Genomic DNA, 21,229 nt, shown 5'->3' with positions numbered 1-21,229 from the left:
TGTGGATGAGTTTTATGAATAAATTTTAGACGAGTAATGCATTGGACACATAGCGGGCTGGCCGATACGATCCGTCGCACAACACCCACACGAAGCGACGCAAGGCGCCGAGGAGACTGCCATGACCCGAATCCGATTCCAGAACATTGCCCGCCGGCTGCTGCGCGGCGCGGTGGCCGGCCTGCTGTGCGTGGGCCTGGCGCCGGCCCACGCCTACCCCGACCGGCCCGTCACGCTGCTGGTGCCGTTCCCGGCGGGAGGGCTGTCGGACGTGGTCGCCCGCAACCTCAATGCGCCGCTGGGGCGGCAGTTCGGCCAGCCGGTCATCGTCGAGAACCTGGGCGGCGCCGGCGGCGCGATCGCCGCGCAGAAGGTCCTGCATGCGCCGGCCGACGGGCACCTGTTGCTGCAGGCCGGCCCCGGCGAACTGATCACGACGCCGCTGGCGAACGCGGCCATCAAGTACAAGAGCGAGGACTTCCGGCTGGTCCACATGGTCGGCGCGGTCGACCTGGCCATCCTGGTGCGCAAGGACCTGCCGGTGAAGGATGTCGATGAGCTCGCGGCCCATGCCGCGCAGGCAGCACGGGCGGGCAAGCCGCTGACGTATGCCAGCGTCGGCATCGGGTCGCTCTACCACCTGCTCGGGGCGCACCTGTCGCAGACCCTCGGCGCGCCGATGACGCACGTGCCCTACAAGGGCGGCGCGCCCGTGATCCAGGACCTGGTGGGCGGCATCGTCGATATCTTTATCTCGCCGTTCGGCAAGCCCGACATCGAGCGCATGCGCACCGGCCAGGTCAGGATGCTGGCGGTGCTGTCGCCGACGCGGCTCGACGCGGTCAGGTCCGTGCCGAGCGTCAATGAAAGCAAGGCGCTGCGCGGCTTCAACTACTCGACCTGGGCCGGTGTCTTCGTGAAGAAGGACACCGCCGAGCCGGTCGTGCAGGCGCTGCACAAGGCGCTGGCGCAGACGCTGGCCGACCCGGCGGTGCGTGCCAGCCTGGATGCCGCGAACCTGCCCGCATCCCGTCCGGCATCGCTGGCGGAAAGCCAGAAGGCGTACCAGCAGAGCATCGACCAGTACCGCGGCATCGCGCGTGCCATCGGCCTGCAGCCGCAATGAAGGACGCCATGCATCCCCTCCTGTCAGCGTTGCGGGACAGCGCGGAAGCGTTCGTTGCCATCCGCCGCGATATCCATCGCCATCCGGAACTCGGCTTCGAGGAACACCGCACCAGCGACATCGTGGCCAGCCTGCTCGCCGAATGGGGCTACGAGGTGGAACGCGGGCTCGGCACTACCGGCGTCGTTGGCCGGCTGCGGCGGGGCAGCGGCAGGCGCAGTCTCGGCATCCGCGCCGACATGGACGCGCTGCCAATGGCCGAAGCCACCGGGCTGCCCTATGCCAGCTGCCATCCCGGCGTGATGCATGCGTGCGGGCACGACGGGCATACCGCCATGCTGCTTTGCGCCGCCAGGCATCTGGCGCGGCACGGCAGTTTCAGCGGCACGCTGAACCTGATCTTCCAGCCGGCGGAGGAGGGGCTGGGCGGGGCAAAGCGGATGATGGAAGCGGGGTTGTTCGACAAGTACCCGTGCGATGCCGTCTTCGCCATGCACAATGTCCCCGGCACGGCGCCGGGCCGGTTGCTGCTGCGCCAGGGCGCGGCGCAGGCCTCGGCCGACAGCGTGACCATCACGCTCGCCGGCATCGGCGGCCATGCGGCGTTCCCGCACAACGCGGCCGATCCGGTCGTGGCCGGCGCTTCGATCGTGATGGCGTTGCAGACCATCGTGGCGCGCAATGTCGACCCGCTGCAAACGGCGGTGGTCACGGTGGGCGCGTTCCAGGCCGGCACCGTCTCCAACATCATTCCCGCGCAGGCCGTGCTCCGCCTGAGCGTGCGCGCGCTGGACCGCCGCGTGCGCGACCAGCTCGAGCAGCGCATCCGCGCACTGGTCTTCGCGCAGGCGCAAAGCTATGGCGTGACGGCGCGGATCGACTACGCGCGCGGCTACCCGGTGCTGGTCAACACGCCGGCGGAAACGGCGCTTGCCGGCCAGGTTGCGCTGGAGCTGCTGGGGCCCGGCCACGTCGACTGCCAGGCGCCGCCGATCGCGGCGAGCGAGGACTTCGCCTTCATGCTGGATGAGGTGCCCGGCTGCTACCTGTGGATCGGCAACGGCGAGGGGGCCGAGGGGGGCTGCATGGTGCACAACCCCGGCTACGACTTCAACGACGGCAATATCCCGGTTGGCGCGGCGTACTGGGCGCTGCTATGCGAGCGCTTCCTGGTGGACCAGCCGTGGCCGGAGCACGTGGAGCACATGGAGAACGCGGCGAACGCGGCGAACGCCTAGGCCGGCCTGCCGCTCTGCTGCACCAGCCATTGCCGGAAGGTGCGCGCGACCGAGGTCTCCACGCGGTCGCGGTGCCATAGCGCGTAGTAGCCGCCGCCGAGCGTGGCGGTGGCCTCGCACGCGCGTACCAGCCGGCCGTCCTTCAGGCAGCCGTCGATCATGTGGCGCCAGCCCAGCACGATGCCGTGGCCTTCGATCGCCAGCTGCACCAGGATCGGGTAGGCGTTCGACACCACCGTATTCTGCACGCGCGCCTTGCCCAGCCCGTTCTGCGCCAGCCACGCCGGCCACGACATCCACTGGCGCTGCGCGTCTTCCAGCACCAGCAGCGTCTCGGCCGGCAGGTCGGCCACGGCCAGCCGCCGGCCGCGCAGGTAGCCGGGCGCGCATACCGGTATCACTTCCTCGTCGTAGAGCCGCTGCGCGGCCAGCCCTTGCGGCGGGCCTTCGCGCAGGTAGTACAGCGCCACGTCGAAACTGGTGTCGACCAGCGACGCCAGCCCGTCGCTGACGAACAACCGCACCTGCACGTCCGGATGCTCGGCGCGGAACTGCGCCAGCCGCGGCGCAACCCACAGCGTGGACACGCCCGACGACGCCGCCACCGTCAGCTCGGTGCTGCCCTTGCGCCGCATCACGCTTTCGGTGGCTTCGGCGCAGTCGACCAGCAGGCGCTGGATCTGCTCGGCGTATTGCTGGCCGCTGACGGTCAGGCTCAGCGCGCGCGGCCCGCGCTCGAACAGTTTCTTGCCGAGGAAGCGTTCCAGCTGCGCCACCTGCCGGCTGATAGCGCTCTGGGTCAGGTGCAGTTCCGCGGCCGCGCGGGTGAAGTTGCCGTGCCGCATGGCCGCCTCGAAGGCGACCAGGCAGGGAAGGGGAGGAAGCGGGGAGATGCGCATGGGGGGCGGCCGGAGGTCGGGGAACCAGCCGCCCATCTTAAGGGAAAGCCGGAAGGCTCACCCCTGCCGCGCGTGGATGCGCCCGGCCTGCATGACCAGCGAGATATGCTCGCCCTGGCCGCACAGCAGGCCGATGTCCTGCAGCGGGTCGCCGTCGACCACCAGCAGGTCGGCCAGCGCGCCGGCCCTGACCGTGCCCAGCTCGTCCTCGCGCTGCAGCACCGCGGCGGCGATCGAGGTGGCCGAGCGGATGGTCTCGAGCGCGCCGAGCAGCTCGGCGCGGATGCGGAACTCGTCGGACTGGTAGTGGTGCATCTCGCCCAGCAGGTCGGAGCCGAAGGCCATCGGCACGCCAGCCTCGGCGTAGATCGCCAGCGAGTTGCGGCCGGCCTCGCGCACGGTCTCGATCTTGGCGACCGACTCCGGCGGCAGGCCCAGGCGCGCGCCGTCGCGGGCCAGCGCGTCGTAGGTGACCAGCGTCGGCACCACGAAGGCGCCGTGCTCGCGCATCACGCGCGCCGCCGCGGCATCGACCAGGTTGCCATGCTCGATGGTGCGCACGCCGCAGCGGATCGCCCGCGTAATGGCGCGGCCGGTGTAGGCGTGCGCCATCACGTAGGTCTGCGCGGCTTCGGCCTCGGCCACGATCGCGCGGATCTCGTCCTCGCTGTACTGGGTGTTGCCGATCGGGTCGGTCGGCGAAGCCACGCCGCCCGACGCCATGATCTTGATCTGCGTGGCGCCCTTCTGGATCTCTTCGCGTACGGCCAGGCGCACCGCGTCGACACCGTCGGCGACGCGCGCGATGGCGCCGGCACGGAAGGCGCACGAGCAGGGCTCGAGCACGTCGGCGCGCGGGCGGAAATCGCCATGCCCGCCGGTCTGCGACAGCGCCTTGCCGGACGGGAAGATGCGCGGCCCTGGGATCAGCCCGGTGGCGACCGCCTGCGACAGGCCCCAGTCGGCGCCGCCGGCGTCGCGCACGGTGGTGAAGCCACGCTCCAGCATCGCCTTCATGATCGGCATGGCGCGGAAGGCCACCAGCACGTTGGGCTGCACCGCGTTCAGGCCCAGGTTGGCCAGCGACGCCAGCACGTGCACGTGGCAGTCGATCAGGCCGGGCATCACGGTCTTGCCGGCGACATCGATCTGCCGCGCATGCGGCGCCACGATGCCTTGCGCGGAGACTTCGACGATGCGCTCGCCTTCGATCAGCACATCGGCGCGCGGCAGCGCGGTGCCGCGGGCGGGATCCAGGACGTTGCCGCCCTTCAACAGGATCTGGTTCATGGTCATGGCTTGCGGAGATAGGCCGGTTCGCGCACCAGCAGCGTGCCGGCGAAGCTGATGGCGGCGGCGATCATCACGTAGAACGCGGGCGCCATGGTGCTGCCCGTGGTGGCGATCAGCCAGGTGATGATGAAGGAGGCAAAGCCGCCGAAGATGGTGACCGCCAGGTTATAGGCGACCGACAGGCCGGTCGACAGCACCTTGGCCGGGAACAGTTCGGAGAAGGCCGCCAGGATCGGGCCGGTGTAGCCGGCGATCAGCACGCTGAAGACTAGCTGGAACACCAGCAGCGAGAACAGGCCCGGGACCTGGTTGATGTACACGTACATCGGCCAGGCCAGCACGAAGATCAGCGCGGCCGAGCCCGACAGCAGGATGCGGCGGCCGAAGCGGTCGGCCAGGCGGCCCACCAGCGGCGCGAACACCAGGATCGCCATGCCGCCGACCATGCCGGCGACGAAGCCGGACGACTGCGGCACCTTCAGCACCTTGACGGCGTAGGTCGGCATGTAGAACAGCAGCACGTAAGTGCACACCGTCCACAGGATCACCATCGAGAAGCTGGCGGCGGTCTGGCGCGGGTAGTCGCGCAGCACTTCCTTCAGCGGCGAATCGGTCTTGTCCTTGGTCTGCTGGAACGTGGGCGTCTCATCGAGGTGATGGCGGATGTAGTAGCCCACCGGGCCGATCAGCATGCCGATCAGGAAGGGCAGGCGCCAGCCCCAGCTGTTCAGCGCCTCGGGCGGCAGCGACGAGGTGACGAAGGTGCCGACCGCCGCGCCCAGCAGCACGGCCACGCCGATGCTGGCCTGGATCCAGCTGGAATAGTAGGCACGCTCGCGCTCGGGTGCGTACTCGGTCAGGAAGGCGGTAGCGCCGCCCATTTCGCCGCCGGCGGAGAAGCCCTGCAGCAGGCGCGCGAGCACGATCAGCATCGGCGCGAACGGGCCCACCTGATCGTAGGTCGGCGCGATGCCGATCAGCGTGGTGCCCACCGCCATCAGCAGGATGGTCAGCGACAGCGCCGCCTTGCGGCCGACGCGGTCGGCATAGATGCCGATGATGATGCCGCCCACCGGCCGCATGAAGAAGCCGACGCCGAAGGTGGCGACGGCCAGCAGCAGCGACGACAGTTCGTCGCCGGTGGGGAAGAACAGCCGGGCGATGATGACCGCGAAGAAGCTGTAGACGGTGAAATCGAACCACTCGAGACCGTTGCCGATCACGGTGGCAACGATGGCGCGGCGCCGCTGGCTGGCGCCGATCGGCGCGCTCACGCGGTCAAGGGTTGGGCTGGCTTGCATGTCACTCCACTCCAGGCGACAGATCGGGGGCTAGGGGCTACGGGGATGCCGGGGCGCATCGGTAGGCAAGCCGATGATAGGTGTCGGCCCGATGATAAAAAAAACGATATCTGCGCATGGAGGCATGCGCGCAGCGCATGGCGAGGCGGGCGAAGCGGGCGGGGGATCACGGCAAAGCCGCGCCGGGCCAAGGCTGGCGGGCAGCGGGGCGCAAAGCCTTGTGCCGCGCCGCCGGCAAGGGCAAGGCATCGGATATCAGGGTTTGCCCTGATGCCGGCAACAGGGCATGCGCTCCGCGCATGCCTCGGCCCGGGGCGCCGCATCAAATGCTGGCGCGATATCTGGAGCGCGGGGCACTCGGTGTCGGGTGTCGCGCAGGTGGAGTCGGTGGCAGAACTGGTGGCGCGCACGCGGCAGGAATTCGACGCGGCGCGCGCGGCGGCATGCCGGGCGCTGGCGCCGGAGGCTCCTGATTCAGCGCCTGACACAGCGCCCGGCGCGCAACGCCTGGCCTAAGCCGCGGCACTACATCACCCGGCCAAACCACCACAGCGACAGCAGCCCCGCCATCGCCGCCAGCAGCGCGCCCAGCGCGGTGAAGAACGCGGTGACCTCCACCTGGTCGCGCTTGTCGAAGGCCAGCTTGGCGTTGAGCGCGCTGTACACCTTCTTCAGCTGGGCCGTGTCTTCCAGCCGGAAGTACTCGGCGCCGGTTGCGTTGGCGACCTGCTTCAGGACCTTCTCGTCCAGCCTGACGCGGGACGACATGCCGTCGACCGACAGCACCACGCCCTCGGGGGTGCCGACGCCCACGGTATAGACGCGCACGCCGTAGTTGGCGGCCAGCTCCGCGGCCTGCAGCGCGCCCGGGCCGGCGTTGCTCTCGCCGTCGGAGAACACCACGATCGCGCCCGCGCTGTACGAGCCGGGCGAGACCGGCTCCGTGTCGCTGTCGGGGGACGAGGAGGCGCTGCCCGGGACCGCCGGCTTCTTCGGCTGCGGGCTGTCGTCGTTCATCAGGCGTTCGGCCTCGTTGGTGGCCTGCGGCAGCAGCTCAGTCAGCGCGATCAGCAGGCCATTGCCCAGCGCCGTGCCGCCCTGCGGCTTCAGGCGCTCGATGGCGGCAGCCACGTCGTCCTTGCTGCGGCTTGGGGCCTGCGCCACGGCCGCGGTGCCGGCCATCGCCACCACGCCGACGCTGACGCTCGCGGGCTGGTCTTCCAGCAAGACCCGGGCGGCCTGCTGCGCCGCGCGGATGCGGGTGGGCTTGATGTCCTTCGCGCGCATGCTTCCGGACAGGTCGATGACCAGGATCACGGTCTTGATGCGCGAGGGCAGCGTCAGCAGGGCCTGGGGCCGGGCGATGGCGACGATCAGCGCGGTCAGCGCCAGCAGCGTCAGGGCTGGTGCCACATGGCGGCGCCAGCCCGCGCCGCCGCGGACGGGCACGCCGACAGACTTCAGCGCGGGGTAGTGCACGGTCGCGCGCCGGCGGCGCGCATCCAGCCACAGGTAGCCGCCCGCCAGCACCAGCACGGTGGCGAGCCCCCACAGCATGCTCGGCCACAGGAAGCTGAAGACGGGCAGGCGGGTTATCGCTTCGGTCATGCCGCACCCCTGGCGGTTCCTTGCCGGTGGCGCCGCTGGCGCGTGAAACTCAGCAGCGCCAGGTCCAGCCGGGCGTAGGTCGACAGCGTCAGGCACTGCACGCCGGCCCGCGCGAAGGCATTGTGCAGCTCGGCCTCGCGCGCCTCGGCCGCGGCGGCGAAGCGCTTGCGGAAGGCCGGGTCATGCGTGTCGACGAAGATCTGCTCGGCGGTCTCGGCATCCTGCAGCACCACCAGGCCCAGGTCGGGCAGGGCCAGTTCGAGCGGATCGACCAGCCGCACCGCCACCACTTCATGGCGCCGCGCCAGCATGCCGAGCGACGCCTGCCAGCCGGTCGCGCTGATGAAGTCGGACACGACGAACACCACCGAGCGCCGCCTGGCAACCAGGCGTGCCTGCTCCAGCAGGTCGCGCAGTCGGGTCTCGCCAGGGCAGGCCGCCGGCGTGGCATGCATGCGGTCGAGCACGTGCAGCAGCTGGCGCCGGCCCGAGCGCGCGGGGATCACGGTCGCGGCCTTTTCGGTGGCGCCGCCATAGAGCACGGCGCCGACGCGGTTGCCGTAGCGCGTCAGCAGCAGCGCCATCACCGTGGTGAAGTCGGTGAGCAGGTCGCGCTTGCGCACCGCGCCCGAGCCGAACTCGACCGATCCGCTCAGGTCCAGCACGAACCACGCCGAGACGTCGCGGTCTTCCTGGAACTCGCGCACGTGCGGGGTCTGCAGCCGCGCGGTCACGTTCCAGTCGATATGGCGCACGTCGTCGCCGGGGCGGTATTCGCGCAGGTCGGCCAGGTCCAGCCCGAAGCCGCGGAACAGCGTGCGGTAGTCGCCCTGCAGCAGCCCGTCGAGGCGGCGCACCACGGTCCATTCGAGCCGTCGCAGCAGCGCCTCGGTCTGCTTGGACCCGACCGCGGCCACTGCCGCGTTGGCGGCAGCGGAGACCTGCGCCGCGGCCTCCGCCTCCCGGCGGCGCCTAGCGCTCAGCCGCCCGAACATGGGATTCCAGCGGCCGCTCGGGGACCGGCTGCGCCTGCAGGATGCGGCCGACCAGATGGTCGGCCGTGACGCCATCGGACATGGCCTCGTAAGACAGCGCCAGGCGGTGGCGCAGGACGTCGGGCACCAGGTCGGCAACGTCTTCCGGCAGCGCATAGTGCCGGCCGCGCAGGAAGGCCAGTGCGCGCGCACCCTCGATCAGGCCGATGGTGGCGCGCGGGCTGGCGCCGAAGGCAATATAGCGGTCCATGTCCTCCACGCCGTAGCTGCCGGGCTTGCGCGTGGCCGCCACCACGCGCACCGCGTACTGGATCAGCGCGGGATCGACATAGACCCTGCGGCACGCCTCCTGCAGCTCGGCCAGGTGCTCGGGCGTGGCGACCGCGCCCACGTTGATGCGCGGGCCGGTGACGCGGTTGACGATCACGACCTCTTCTTCCTCGCTCGGGTAGCCCACCAGCACCTTCATCATGAAGCGGTCGACCTGCGCCTCGGGCAGCGGATAGGTGCCCTCGGTCTCGATCGGGTTCTGCGTGGCCATCACCAGGAAGGGCGACGGCACGCGGTGGGTCTCGCCGGCGATGGTGACCTGCTTCTCCTGCATGACCTCGAGCAGCGCGCTCTGCACCTTGGCCGGCGCGCGGTTGATCTCGTCGGCCAGCAGCAGGTTGGCGAACACCGGGCCGCGCACGGTGGAGAACTCGCCGGTGCCCTGGTTATACATGCGCGTGCCGATCAGGTCGGCGGGCAGCAGGTCGGGCGTGAACTGGATGCGCTTGAACGTGCCGCTCATGGTCCGCGCCAGCGTGTTGACCGTCAGCGTCTTGGCCAGCCCCGGCACCCCTTCGACCAGCAGGTGCCCGCCGGCAAGCATCGCCACCAGCACACGTTCGAGAAAGTGGTCTTGGCCCACGACCACGCGCTTCACCTCGTACAGCAGGCGTTCCATCAAGTCTGCGCTGTCGGCAGCGTCCCTGGCTTGGTCGTTCATAGGCCCCCACGTTTCAGAAAGGAGAAGATCCGATGGCAACGCCGGCGCTCTCGATGGTGACGGCAAAGCCGATCCCGAGGAAAGTGCCGCTCTGGTTAGGGTTGAGGATGGCAGTGACGATGCCGACCACTTCCCCGTCCATGTTCACCAGCGGCCCGCCCGAGTTGCCCGGGTTGGCGGCCGCGTCGAACTGGATGAGCTTGTCCAGGCTCTGCTTGCGGTCGGGCGAGACGAAATGGCGGTCGAGCCCGGAGACCACGCCGGCCGACACCGACGGGCCGATGCCGAACGGGAAGCCGACCGCCACGACTTCGCTGCCGGGCGCCAGATCACGGCTGGAGCCGAGTGTCGCCGCCGGCAGGTCGTCGGGAATGGATTTGGGCCGGAGCACGGCGAGGTCTTTCTCGGGGATGGCCTGCACCACGGTGGCTTCGGCCATGTGGCCGTCGTGGAACCTGACCTCCAGCCGCTTGGCATCGGCGACGACGTGGTAGCTGGTCAGCACCATGCCGGTTTCGGTCACGACCACGCCCGAGCCGATGTGGCGCGCTTCGCGCTTGCCGCCGGCCGGGTCCTTGCCGTCGGGCGGTTCGCGTTTGGCCAGCTCGTCCTGTGGCGCAGGTTGCGAGGCTGGTGACGACTTGCGGCGTGTGGCAGGGGGATCACGCTTCGCCTTCGGCACGGAGGCCGCTTCCACGGGATCCTCCGCCGGCGTATAGCTGCGGATCTCGACCACCGATTCGCGCACCGCCTCTGCTGCCCTGGCGGTGCGCGACGGCAGGCTTTTGGTCCGCAGCGTGTGCAGCACCGCGGCGTCGATATCTGCCTGCTTGAGCACGCGGGGTGGCGGCTGCGACCACCAGGCGATGGCCGCGCCCGCCGCGATGACCACGACCACCGCCGCCGAGGCCAGCCCGTAGATCGTCACCCGTTTCATCGCTGCCCCCGAGGTCCCGTCCCGCCTTAAAAAATACAGTACCATCCTCTTAACCACGCGCCAAGGAGCAGGGCATGCAGTTTCTCTGGCCGCAGATGCTCTGGTTGCTGCTGGCGCTCCCGGTGCTGGCAGCTGCCTACCTGTACCTGCTCGCGCGGCGCAAGAAATCCGCCCTGCTGTATGCCAGCCTTGCGCTGCCCCGCGCCGCGCTGGGCCGGCGCCAACGGCTGCGGCGTCACATCCCCCCAATGCTGTTCCTGGTCGCGCTGGGCGCGGCGCTGCTGGCGTGCGCGCGGCCCACCGCGACCGTCACCCTGCCGTCCGACACGATCACGCTGGTGCTGGCCATGGACATCTCGCGCAGCATGGAGGCCACCGATGTGCCGCCCACGCGCATCGCCGCGGCGCAGCAGGCCGCGCGTGACCTGGTCGTGGGACTTCCGGCCAGCGTGCGGCTCGGCATCGTGTCCTTTGCCGCCACCGCGACCGTGGTGCTGCCGCCGACCAGCAATCGCCAGGATATGCTCGACGCGCTCGATCGGGTCCAGCTGCAACGCGGCACCGCCACCGGCAGCGGGCTGATCCAGGCGCTGGCGGTGCTGTTTCCCGATGACGGCATCGACCTGGAGGCGATACTCTTCAGCGACAGCGCAACCCCGTTCGGCCGCCCGCCGTCGCTCGACGAGGCCGCCGCCGCGGAGGCCGCGCGCAAGCGCGGGCAGGAACGCCAGCCGATGCAGCCCGGCGCATACCGGCATGGCGCGGTGATCCTGCTCAGCGACGGCCGCCGCACTACCGGGCCGGACCCGATCGATGCCGCGCGCATGGCGGCCGAGCGCGGCGTGCGCGTCTATACCGTGGGCTTCGGCTCGCCCCAGGGCGGCGGCGTGCCGGAGTCGAGCCTGGCGTACTTCATGCAGCTCGACGAACCGGCGCTGCGCGCGGTGGCGACGCTGACGGGCGGCGAGTACTTCCAGGCAGGATCGGCCGCCGACCTGACCAGGGTCTATCGCCAGCTCAGCGCCCGTTTCGCGCTGGAGCGCCGGGAAACCGAGCTGAGTGCGCTGTTGTCGGCGGCAGCGGTGCTGCTGCTGGTGCTGGCATCCGGGCTGTCGCTGCTGTGGTTCCGGCGCTGACCGGCGCCGGCAGGCGCAGGCCGCATCACGCGGTGACGGGCGTACCGGTCACTTCATAGCCTGCGGAATCAGCGGCGCTTCTCTGCACGAGCCGGTGTGGTGCGCTGGGGCAGTACAATGCCGGACGCTTGTTTTACCGGATCTGCCGGATCTGCCTTTCCCGCCACCCGACCGCATCGCCCATGTCCAATCTCATCGTCCACGGTGGCACGCCCCTGCGCGGCCGCATCATCCCTTCGGCCAACAAGAATGCAGTGCTGCCGGTGCTTTGCGCCACGCTGCTGACCGACCAGCCGCTGCGCCTGCACGGCGTGCCGGACATCACCGATGTCCGCAAGATCCTCGATATTTTCCGCATGCTGGGCAGCGATGTCCGTCTCGATGAAGCCACCGGTACGCTCGACCTGCACCACCGCGACACCACTTTCGACGCAGCCACGCACCGGCTCCCGGAAGAAATGCGCTCGTCGATCATGCTGGTGCCGCCGCTGCTGGCCCGCTTCGGCGTGGCGCGGCTGGAAGACAACGTCAAGGGCTGCACGCTGGGCGTGCGCGAGATCGACCCGCACGTCGACATCTTCCGCTCGTTCGGCGGCGCGGTGGAGCGCGCCAGCGGCTCGCTGCTGGTGCGCAGCGGCGAGCCGCTGAAGCCCACGCACCACTGGCTCGACTATGCCTCGGTGACCACCACCGAGAACTTCGTGCTGTGCGCGGCCGCTGCCGAAGGCGAATCGACGCTGACCAATGCCGCGTCCGAGCCGCACGTGCAGGAGTTCTGCCGCTTCATGCAGATGATTGGCGCCGACATCGACGGCATCGGCACCTCGCGGCTGACCGTGCGCGGCGGCGGCCGGCTGCGCGGGGGCGAGTTCACCTTCGAGGAAGATTTCCACGAGATCACCACTTTCCTCGCGCTGGGCGCGATCACCGGCGGCGACGTGGTGGTGCGCAACAGCACGCCGGGCAACTTCCCGCTGATCGACCGCACCTTCGCCAAGTTCGGCGTGCAGGTAGTGCACGAGGACGGCTGGTCGCGCGCGCTGCTGCAGGGACCGCTGAAGGTGCAGACGCCTTTTACCAGCAATGTGCTGACCAAGGTCGAGGCCGCGCCGTGGCCGTATTTCCCGGTCGACCTGCTGCCGATCTTTATCGCGCTGGGCGTGCGTGCGCAGGGCAATGCGATGTTCTGGAACAAGATCTACGACGGCGCGCTCGGCTGGACCGGCGAGCTGTCGAAGTTCGGCGCGCATGTGTTCCAGTCGGACCCGCACCGGCTGATCACCTTCGGCGGCAATCCGCTGACGCCGGCGGTGGTGGAAAGCCCGTACATCATCCGCGTCGCGATCGCGCTGTTCATGGTCGCGGCCAGCATCGAAGGCCGCTCGGAAATCCGCAACGCCACGCCGATCCGGCGCGCGCATCCGCGCTTTGTCGAGAACCTGCGCAGCCTCGGCGTCCATGTCGAGTGGACCAGCGAGGAATGATCGTCGTGCGCGCGCGCTTTTACCTGCCGTGCTCTTACCCGCCGCGCTATTACCCGCTATTCCCGGCTGGGAACCCGCGTCGTAGATTCGCCGAAGATCCAGGTCAGTGCCACGCCGGCCGCGAACGCGTCCTTGCGCCGGACCAGCGGGCTGTCCTCGAAGGTGGCGCCGTCCAGCCGGTCATAGCGCATGAAGGCACCCAGCCAGACATGGCGGAAGCGGCGCGACAGCGTCGCCATCGCCATGCTGCCGGCGTAGCCGCCATGGGCCGCGTAGGCCGGCCGCGTAGCGGTCGCGAACTGCGCCTCGACGGCATAGAAGTACTGGTTGTAGCGTGCGGTGGCGAACAGCGGCCCGGCCGTGACGCCCAGGTTCCAGCCCGCGAAGCCGCCCAGGTCGGCGATGTCGAGATGCAGGTTTGGCGAGAAGATCCAGCCGATCGAGCGGGGCGAGGATTCCACTGTCAGGGCCAGCCGCACCGGCAGCCGCAGGTCGAGGCGGGTGCGGTCCGAGTCGGAATGCCATAGCGTCAGGTTCAGCGAGGGGCCGATTTCCACCGCTGTCTTCAGGTCGGGCATGCCGCGGCGCGCTTCGTCGTCGCCGCTTTCCACCGGCAGCGAAAGTCCCAGGCTGACGTTGAGTTCGACGCGGTCGCTGTCGAACAGCTTGCCGCGCACGCCATTGCGGTCGGCGCGCAGGTGCTCGCCACGGTAGATGAAATAGGGCACGGGAAACAGCAGGCTGGCGCGTTGGTCCGAGCCACGGTAGTGCGGCACGGTGATGCCGCCGAGGCCGAGCCCGACTTCCCAAAGCGGTCGTTCTACCTCATCGAGATCCTGTGCCGCGCAGGTCGTGCCAAATGCCGCGGCGGCGAGCGCCAGCGCGCCGCACCGCCTGCATCGCCGCATATCGTACCGGGGAGATTGCGCGCCCTGCAAAATTTACACGCCTGCCAGGCCGTGCGGCCCTTTTCAGCGCACCGGGTCGGGAGGCGTCACCCCGCTGACGCCATGCACATGCACCATCTTCCCGCCCAGCCATCCTGGAATCGGGTGTTTGGCAATACTGGCAGGTGTGCGCACGATAACTCTCCTCTGCGGGCCGATGTGCCAGCGCAGGCGCAAGTGCCGTACCCACTCGCGCGGCGGCGTCAGGGCTTCATTCCCTACACACTGTCAGTGGCATGAGCAAAATCACAAAGGGCCGCCCAGCGGCGGCCCGTCACGAGCGGTCGTCTTTCCGGCCGTTCCAGCCGGGCGGATAGAGCGGATGACGCAACGCGGCATACACCAGAACCACGGCTGCCACGGCGGTGATCCAGTCGAGCAGGTCCATAACCCTCCTTGCGGCCCCCGGTGACTGGCATGCCCGGGGGAACGCTTCCACCATAGTCGAGCCATGGCTGCAGGGGAATGAAGGTGTACGCAGAACCATATGCAAGCGGCGATGGGCGGCCAAGGTCGGTGCAACGTAGCAGCGGGGCCAGCGGCATCAGTGCTCCGGTGGCGGCACGGTCACGCCACATTCCTGCGCCACGGCCAGCAGCTTGTCGAAATCCGGTGCGCCGGGCGCGATTTCCTCATCCAGCCGCGTGAACAGGCGCGAGGCGTTGCCGTTGTGGCTGGTGACCGAAACCATTTCGCCGCCCCCGGCGCCGAAACGGAAGTAGTGGACCGTGCCCGCCGGCACATGGACAAAGGTGCCGGCGACCGCCTGGAAAGCCTGCCCGCCATAGCCGATCTCGATCGTCCCGCGGGTCACGAAGAACGATTCGTCCCAGTCATGGCAATGCGGCGGTGGGCCGGTGCCTTCGTCGCCCTGCTGCAGGAAGACCTCGTAGCCCTGCGTGGCGGCGTTGGAGGCGAGCACGGTGATCTTCTCTCCAACTACGTTGAGCGCGCGCGCATAGGCGTCCGGCGTTACCACAAAGGGTTCTGGCTTCATGATGCGCGCCTCCGTTTGTCGGGACCTGGATCCGGGAATGGCAGCGGCGCCCGCGCCGGGGTGCCGTGGTGTCAGCCTATTCTAGGCGCGGGAAACGGGCTGTCCTAGTGGATCTCCATGCGCATCGGTGCCGGCCTGGGTCGGCATGCACTGGCGGCGGCCATGCCAGCCAACTACGCTTTGTTGCAGGCGCCGCCGAGGCACCGCAGTCCCCATCCAGCAGGAGATACCATGCCGCAGCGCATCCACAACATCAAGCAATCGCACGAGCTGTTCAACGGCATGAAGCGCGCCAGACCATACGGCATCGTCGCGCTGGTGCTCAGCGGACTGCTGGCCCTGCAGCCGGCGGTGGCGGCACCCCCGGAAGCCAAGGTCACGCTGCTGACGACCGAGCCCTTGCCGCAATACCCGGGCAAGGAGGTGCAGATCATCATGGTGGAATATCCGCCCGGGGGTGCCGACCCGGTACATCGCCACGATGCGCATGGATTTATCTATGTGCTGGAAGGAACCATCGTGATGGGCGTCAGGGGCGGCAAGGAAGTTACGCTGACCGCCGGCCAGACCTGGCACGAAGGCCCTGACGATATCCACTCGGTGGGGCACAACGCCAGCAAGACGCAGCCGGCGAAGTTCCTGGTAATGCTCCTGAAGAACAAGGGGGCGCCGATACTGACGCCGGTGAAGTAGGGCGCAACCGTGAGGACGACCGGCCCGGCGAGCCCTCAGCTGCCGCACGCGTGGATCAGGAACTCCCGCAGCGCGTCGGCCGGCTTGCCCAGCTTGCGTCCCGGCTGCCACAGCATGCCGACCTCCATGTCCGGCACCGCGTTGGCGATGGGCCGGGCTTCGATCTGCTTGCCTTCCAGCGACCACGGCCGGTACACCATGTCGGACAGCACGGTGACGCCGAAACCGTGCGCGACCAGCCCGCGCAGTGCCTCCATCGACCCGGTGCGGAAGGCGATATTGGGCGAGAGCCGCAGGCTGCGCCAGTAGCGCATGGTCGATTCCTCGGCCTCGTCGACCGTGATCAGGATGTACGGGTAAGCCGCGACGTCGCGCAGCGACGGGCGCTCGATGTCCAGCAGCGGATGGCTGGCCGAGGTCCACAGCTGGCGGCGCGAGCGCATCAGCGTGTGGCGCTTGAAGCGCTGCGGCCGTTCCAGGTTGGACAGCAGCGCGATCCCCAGCTCGATCTCGCCCGCCAGCACGGCGCGCTCGATATCCGGCCGGTCCATGTCAAGCAGGTCCAGCTCGATGTCCGGGTAGTTGGTGCGAAAGCGCGCCAGCAAACCCGGCAGGAAGTAGCCGAGCACGGTATAGGAGGCGGCCAGGCGCACGCTGCCTTGCAGGCCGTGCACCTGGAAGCGCGGCTCGCGCAGCGCATCCTCGACCGAATCCAGGATCTGGCGCGCATGCTGGTAGAACAGGTGGCCTTCCGCCGTCAGCGTCACGCCGTGCGGGCGCCGCTCGAACAGCCGCACGGCCAGCCGCTGCTCCAGCGCCAGCACGGCGTTGGTCACCGCCGACTGCGACACATGCTCGGCCGTGGCCGCCATCGAGAACTGCCCGGTTTCCGCCGCCGCGACAAAGTAGCGGAACTGCCGCAATGTGATTTCCTTGGCAAGTCTCTCCGAGCTCTCGCGCGCCTTGGCCATGTATGTCTCCGGGGATATCCGTTTTGCAGATATCAGGTGTGGGAATTCTTGATTTTACGATAACCAGCGGGATTCCTACACTGCTCCGGACACCAGAATAAGCACGGAGACATCGTGAACGCACCGCTACCCCACACCCTCCTCGACACCCTCGCCAGCGCCAGCCTGGACGACAAGTACACCCTGGACAAAGGCCGCGTCTACATGAGCGGGGTCCAGGCGCTGGTCCGCCTGCCGATGCTGCAGAAGGCGCGCGACCGCGCCGCCGGCCTGAACACGGCCGGCTTTATCTCCGGCTACCGCGGCTCGCCGCTGGGCGGTGTCGACCAGGCGCTGTGGAAGGCCAAGAAACACCTGGCGGACAACGATGTCGTGTTCCAGCCCGGCGTCAACGAAGACCTTGCCGCCACCGCGGTGTGGGGGTCGCAGCAGGTCAACCTGTTCCCCAACGCCTCGCGCGATGGCGTGTTCTCGATGTGGTATGGCAAGGGTCCGGGCGTGGACCGGTCCATCGACGTGCTCAAGCACGCCAATTCGGCCGGCTCGTCGCGCCATGGCGGCGTGCTGCTGCTGGCCGGCGACGACCATGCCGCCAAGTCCTCCACCGTCGCGCACCAGTCCGAGCACGTGCTGCAGGCCGCCGGCATCCCGGTGCTGTATCCGGCCAACGTGCAGGAATACCTCGACTACGGCCTGCACGGCTGGGCCATGAGCCGCTATTCCGGCCTGTGGGTGTCGATGAAGTGCGTCACCGATGTGGTCGAGTCGACCGCCTCGGTCGAGATCGACCCCGACCGCGTGCAGGTGGTGCTGCCGCAAGACTTTGCCATGCCGGCCGGCGGCCTCAATATCCGCTGGCCCGATACCCCGCTGGAACAGGAAGCGCGCCTGCTCGACCACAAGTGGTATGCGGCGCTCGCCTATGTCCGCGCGAACCGCCTGAACCGCGTGGTGCTCGATTCGCCCAATGCGCGCTTCGGCATCATGACCGCCGGCAAGGCTTACCTGGACGTGCGCCAGGCGCTGGCCGACCTCGGCCTCGACGACGAGACCTGCGCCCGCATCGGCATCCGCGTCTACAAGGTAGGCTGCGTGTGGCCGCTGGAGGCCCACGGGGCCCGTGAATTCGCCACCGGCCTGGAAGAAATCCTGGTGGTGGAAGAGAAGCGCCAGATCCTGGAATACGCGCTCAAGGAAGAGCTGTACAACTGGCGCGAGGACGTGCGGCCCAAGGTGTTCGGCAAGTTCGACCAGCGCGGCAACGACGGCGGCGAATGGTCGGTGCCGCGCGGCAACTGGCTGCTGCCGGCGCACTACGAGCTGTCGCCGGCGCTGATCGCCAAGGCTATCGCCAGGCGCCTGGAGCGCTTCGACCTGCCGGAAGCCGTGCGCGCCCGCATCGCCGCGCGCGTCGCGGTGATCGAGGCCAAGGAGCGCGAGGCCGCGCAGCCGCGCATCTCGGCCGAGCGCAAGCCCTGGTTCTGCTCGGGCTGCCCGCACAACACCTCCACGCGCGTGCCGGAAGGCTCGCGCGCGCTGGCCGGCATCGGCTGCCACTACATGACCTTGTGGATGGACCGCAATACCGACACCTTCAGCCAGATGGGCGGTGAAGGGGTGGCGTGGACCGGCCAGATGCATTTCACCGGCGACAAGCACGTGTTCGCCAACCTGGGCGACGGCACGTATTTCCACTCGGGCCTGCTGGCGATCCGCGCCTCGATTGCGGCGAAGGCCAATATCACCTACAAGATCCTGTTCAATGACGCGGTGGCGATGACCGGCGGCCAGCCGATCGACGGCGTGCTGACCGTGCCGCAGATTGCCCACCAGGTGCTGGCCGAGGGCGCCAAGAAGCTGGTCGTCGTCACCGACGAGCCGCAGAAGTACGGTGACGGCAGCATGCTGCCGTCCGGCGTGACGGTGTTCCATCGCGACCAGCTCGATGCCGTGCAGCTGGAGCTGCGCGACACCGAGGGCGTCACCATCCTGATCTACGACCAGACCTGCGCCACCGAGAAGCGCCGCCGCCGCAAGCGCGGCACGTATCCCGATCCGGCCAGGCGCGCCTTTATCAACGACGCAGTGTGCGAAGGCTGCGGCGACTGCTCGGCCAAGTCCAACTGCCTGTCGGTGGAACCGCTGGAGACCGAACTGGGCACCAAGCGCCGGATCAACCAGTCGTCGTGCAACAAGGATTTCTCCTGCGTCAACGGCTTCTGCCCCAGCTTCGTCACCGCCGAGGGCGCGCAGGTGCGCAAGCCCGCGGCGGCGGGCGGCAAGGGCGCCGGCGCCGATTTCGAGGCGCTGCCGATGCCAACGCTTCCCGCGCTGGAACGGCCGTATGGCGTGCTGGTGACGGGCGTGGGCGGCACCGGCGTGGTGACCATCGGCGGCCTGCTCGGCATGGCCGCGCACCTGGAGCGCAAGGGCGTCACCGTGCTCGACATGGCAGGCCTGGCGCAGAAGGGCGGGGCGGTGATCAGCCACGTGCAGATCGCACCGGCGCCGCATGACCTGCATGCCACGCGTATCGCCACCGGCGACGCGCGGCTGGTGATCGGCGGCGACGCCATCGTCTCGGCCTCGGCCGAGGTGCTGTCCAAGACCCGGCACGGCGTGACCGCTGCGGTGGTCAACAGCGCCAACACCCCGACCGCCGAGTTCATCAAGAACCCGAAGTGGAAGTTCCCCGGCGCCAGCGCCGAGCAGGACCTGCGCAACAGCGTGGGCGAGGCCAGCGCGTTTATCGACGCCAGCGCCTGGGCCGTGACGCTGCTGGCCGATGCCATCTACTCCAACCCGCTGCTGCTCGGCTTTGCCTGGCAGAAAGGCTGGATCCCGCTGCAGCATGCCAGCCTGCTGCGCGCGATCGAACTCAACGGCGTGTCGGTCGACAAGAACCGCCAGGCGTTCGAATGGGGCCGGTATCTCGCGCACCACGGCGAGGCTGCCGTGAAGGCGCTGCTGCCGGATGCGCCCGCGCAGACGGCCCACGTGGTGGCGTTGCCGCAGACGCTCGACACGCTGATCCGCAAGCGCGAGTCGATGCTGACCGACTACCAGAACGCCGCGTACGCCAGCCGCTACCGTGAAGCGGTCGAGCGTATCCGCGCCGCCGAGCAGAAGCTGGGCGCCGACCGCAAGCTGCCGCTGACCGAAGCGGTGGCGCGCAACCTGGCCAAGCTGATGGCGTACAAGGACGAGTACGAGGTGGCGCGCCTGTACGCCGATCCGGCCTTCCTCGACAAGCTGCGCGCGCAGTTCGAAGGCGAGCCCGGCCGCGACTACCAGCTCAACTTCTGGCTGGCCCCGCCCACGCTGACGAATGCGGGCAAGACCCACAGCAAGGGCCATCCGGTGAAGCGCCGCTTCGGCCCGCGCACGCTGACCGCCTTCCGCCTGCTGGCCCGCCTGAAAGGCCTGCGCGGCACCGCGTTCGACGTGTTCGGCAAGACCGCGGAGCGTCGCGCCGAGCGCGCGCTGGTGGCCGACTACCTGGCCATGGTCGACGAGTTCGCCGCCTCGCTGGGCGCCGACAAGCTCGACACCGCGCTGGCTCTGGCCACGTTGCCCGACGACATCCGCGGCTACGGCCATGTCAAGGAAGCCAGCATGCAGGCTGCGGCCGCGCGCCGCGAAGCACTGCTGGCGGAGTATCGCGGGGCGGCGCGCCGGGCCGCGGCCTGAGCGCCGGCGTGCAACCGGGAAAAGCCCGGGCTGGCCGGACCTGGCATGGTCCGGCCACAATCGGCTATCCTCCCGGCTGCACCCGGAGACTCCCTTGACGCAAGACCCCGCCTTCCACCGCAAGACCGCCACGGACGATGACCTGACGCTGCGCCGCGAGACCATCCGCTGGATGGCCGAGCTGCCCGACGCGGTCCGTCCGGTAGAGCTGGGGCGGGCTTTCCCCCGCATCGTCAATACCGTCGCCGCCAAGTGGTTCGATGCGGTCGGATGCCGGCACTACCTGAACTGCCTGCAGTTCGACGACCGCGGCGGCCGCCAGGGCTTTTCGTTCGCGATCGTGCAGGAGATCGCCGCGCTGCGCGAGCATTTCGACGCGGTCTATCCGCCAGACCACGATGTCTGGCAGAAGGCCTTCGATGCCGGCCAGCGCTGACCCGGCTATCGGGTTTTAAGAACCATCGGCATGAATAGCGCAGCGATCACTGCCGGGGGAGAAATGCCGGCGAGTTGCGCATCGTTATCTTTCGGCGGGAAAGTTATTTAGCTCGGCTTCCACAGGATTCACTCCCAACCTTGCCTTCAATCCTTTCCTGTATCCGAAGCTGCCGTACAACCCGTCGAAGGACCTGACCGGCGTGGCGATGCTGGCCAACTAGAGGTGTATTCGTCGGAGCCGGGGCTGTACGTCTACGGGCTGGGCGGATTCCGGCTCGATGACACGGTCATCGTCGGGGAAGTGCCCGAGGTGATCGTGAAGATGCCGAAGACGCTGGAGTACGCGACGGTGTTGTAGGGCCCGGCAAGGCAGGGCGGCGCCGGAAGCCGCAAACGCACAGACCAGACCCGGGACCACCCGCGCCTTCATTTTCCGACACTGTCATTGCGGCGTGATAACGTCGCGCGAGGCAAATTCCATGTGA

At 68.8% G+C, this 21,229-nt stretch carries 17 protein-coding genes and 1 pseudogene; 8 read left to right on the top strand and 10 right to left on the bottom strand.

Features of this window, described 5'->3' with window-relative positions:
- Nucleotides 1-121 precede the first annotated feature (121 nt).
- On the top strand, nucleotides 122-1,126 hold the full coding sequence (locus E1J61_RS17415) for a tripartite tricarboxylate transporter substrate binding protein (protein WP_133095283.1): 1,005 nt from the start codon (nucleotides 122-124) through the stop codon (nucleotides 1,124-1,126).
- Between the two features lie 8 nt (nucleotides 1,127-1,134).
- Nucleotides 1,135-2,364, top strand: a complete 1,230-nt coding sequence (locus E1J61_RS17410; protein WP_133095282.1) for a M20 aminoacylase family protein — start codon at nucleotides 1,135-1,137, stop codon at nucleotides 2,362-2,364.
- On the opposite strand, the gene E1J61_RS17405 is transcribed toward E1J61_RS17410, so the two are convergent.
- The 7 genes from E1J61_RS17405 to E1J61_RS17370 all read right to left on the bottom strand — a co-directional run bounded on the left by E1J61_RS17405 (nucleotide 2,361) and on the right by E1J61_RS17370 (nucleotide 10,388).
- Nucleotides 2,361-3,263: a LysR substrate-binding domain-containing protein gene (locus tag E1J61_RS17405; RefSeq protein ID WP_133095281.1), complete on the bottom strand. Its 903-nt coding sequence runs from the start codon at nucleotides 3,261-3,263 to the stop codon at nucleotides 2,361-2,363. The genes E1J61_RS17410 and E1J61_RS17405 overlap by 4 nt on opposite strands.
- 57 nt (nucleotides 3,264-3,320) lie before the next feature.
- On the bottom strand, nucleotides 3,321-4,553 hold the full coding sequence (locus tag E1J61_RS17400; protein ID WP_133095280.1) for an amidohydrolase family protein: 1,233 nt from the start codon (nucleotides 4,551-4,553) through the stop codon (nucleotides 3,321-3,323).
- Between the two features lie 2 nt (nucleotides 4,554-4,555).
- Nucleotides 4,556-5,857, bottom strand: a complete 1,302-nt coding sequence (locus tag E1J61_RS17395; protein WP_133095279.1) for an MFS transporter — start codon at nucleotides 5,855-5,857, stop codon at nucleotides 4,556-4,558.
- 525 nt (nucleotides 5,858-6,382) lie between these two features.
- Nucleotides 6,383-7,465 (bottom strand): VWA domain-containing protein, encoded by a 1,083-nt coding sequence (locus E1J61_RS17385; RefSeq protein WP_133095278.1) that lies wholly within the window; start codon nucleotides 7,463-7,465, stop codon nucleotides 6,383-6,385.
- Entirely contained in the window at nucleotides 7,462-8,460 is a 999-nt protein-coding gene (locus E1J61_RS17380; protein WP_133095277.1) for a DUF58 domain-containing protein, read from the bottom strand. The genes E1J61_RS17385 and E1J61_RS17380 overlap by 4 nt, the downstream gene beginning before the upstream one ends.
- Nucleotides 8,438-9,451 (bottom strand): MoxR family ATPase, encoded by a 1,014-nt coding sequence (locus tag E1J61_RS17375; RefSeq protein ID WP_133095276.1) that lies wholly within the window; start codon nucleotides 9,449-9,451, stop codon nucleotides 8,438-8,440. The genes E1J61_RS17380 and E1J61_RS17375 overlap by 23 nt, the downstream gene beginning before the upstream one ends.
- A gap of 13 nt (nucleotides 9,452-9,464) precedes the next feature.
- Nucleotides 9,465-10,388 carry a S1C family serine protease gene (locus E1J61_RS17370; protein ID WP_133095275.1) on the bottom strand — a complete coding sequence of 308 codons (924 nt, stop codon included), beginning with the start codon at nucleotides 10,386-10,388 and terminating at the stop codon, nucleotides 9,465-9,467.
- A 74-nt stretch (nucleotides 10,389-10,462) separates the two neighbouring features.
- On the opposite strand from E1J61_RS17370, the gene E1J61_RS17365 reads away from it, so the two are divergent.
- Nucleotides 10,463-11,524 carry a VWA domain-containing protein gene (locus E1J61_RS17365; RefSeq protein ID WP_133095274.1) on the top strand — a complete coding sequence of 354 codons (1,062 nt, stop codon included), beginning with the start codon at nucleotides 10,463-10,465 and terminating at the stop codon, nucleotides 11,522-11,524.
- Between the two features lie 182 nt (nucleotides 11,525-11,706).
- Complete coding sequence (locus E1J61_RS17360; protein WP_133095273.1) at nucleotides 11,707-13,008, top strand: UDP-N-acetylglucosamine 1-carboxyvinyltransferase; 1,302 nt, start codon at nucleotides 11,707-11,709, stop codon at nucleotides 13,006-13,008.
- Between the two features lie 56 nt (nucleotides 13,009-13,064).
- On the opposite strand, the gene E1J61_RS17355 is transcribed toward E1J61_RS17360, so the two are convergent.
- Both E1J61_RS17355 and E1J61_RS17350 read right to left on the bottom strand, forming a co-directional pair.
- A complete protein-coding gene (locus tag E1J61_RS17355) occupies nucleotides 13,065-13,916 on the bottom strand; it encodes a MipA/OmpV family protein (RefSeq protein WP_133095272.1) in 852 nt (283 codons plus the stop codon).
- Nucleotides 13,917-14,499: 583 nt separating this feature from the next.
- Complete coding sequence (locus tag E1J61_RS17350) at nucleotides 14,500-14,952, bottom strand: cupin domain-containing protein (protein WP_133095271.1); 453 nt, start codon at nucleotides 14,950-14,952, stop codon at nucleotides 14,500-14,502.
- A 282-nt stretch (nucleotides 14,953-15,234) separates the two neighbouring features.
- Between E1J61_RS17350 and E1J61_RS17345 the strand changes: the two genes are divergently transcribed.
- Nucleotides 15,235-15,645 carry a cupin domain-containing protein gene (locus E1J61_RS17345; protein WP_133095399.1) on the top strand — a complete coding sequence of 137 codons (411 nt, stop codon included), beginning with the start codon at nucleotides 15,235-15,237 and terminating at the stop codon, nucleotides 15,643-15,645.
- Nucleotides 15,646-15,680: 35 nt separating this feature from the next.
- Here the strand turns inward: E1J61_RS17345 and E1J61_RS17340 are convergent, their stop codons facing one another.
- Nucleotides 15,681-16,616 (bottom strand): LysR substrate-binding domain-containing protein, encoded by a 936-nt coding sequence (locus tag E1J61_RS17340; RefSeq protein WP_133095270.1) that lies wholly within the window; start codon nucleotides 16,614-16,616, stop codon nucleotides 15,681-15,683.
- Between the two features lie 114 nt (nucleotides 16,617-16,730).
- Between E1J61_RS17340 and E1J61_RS17335 the strand changes: the two genes are divergently transcribed.
- From E1J61_RS17335 to E1J61_RS38640, 3 genes and pseudogenes are all read left to right on the top strand, one after another.
- Nucleotides 16,731-20,306, top strand: a complete 3,576-nt coding sequence (locus E1J61_RS17335; protein WP_133095269.1) for an indolepyruvate ferredoxin oxidoreductase family protein — start codon at nucleotides 16,731-16,733, stop codon at nucleotides 20,304-20,306.
- A 94-nt stretch (nucleotides 20,307-20,400) separates the two neighbouring features.
- Complete coding sequence (locus E1J61_RS17330) at nucleotides 20,401-20,742, top strand: hypothetical protein (RefSeq protein WP_133095268.1); 342 nt, start codon at nucleotides 20,401-20,403, stop codon at nucleotides 20,740-20,742.
- Between the two features lie 222 nt (nucleotides 20,743-20,964).
- Nucleotides 20,965-21,102 (top strand): annotated as a pseudogene (locus tag E1J61_RS38640) (aminopeptidase P family protein); the annotation flags it as partial.
- Nucleotides 21,103-21,229 lie beyond the last annotated feature (127 nt).

The sequence above is a fragment of the Cupriavidus sp. L7L genome (assembly GCF_004353535.1).
Classification (GTDB): domain Bacteria; phylum Pseudomonadota; class Gammaproteobacteria; order Burkholderiales; family Burkholderiaceae; genus Cupriavidus; species Cupriavidus oxalaticus_A.
Note: the sequence above shows the minus strand (reverse complement) of the source record. Positions and strands in the feature narration are given on the sequence as shown.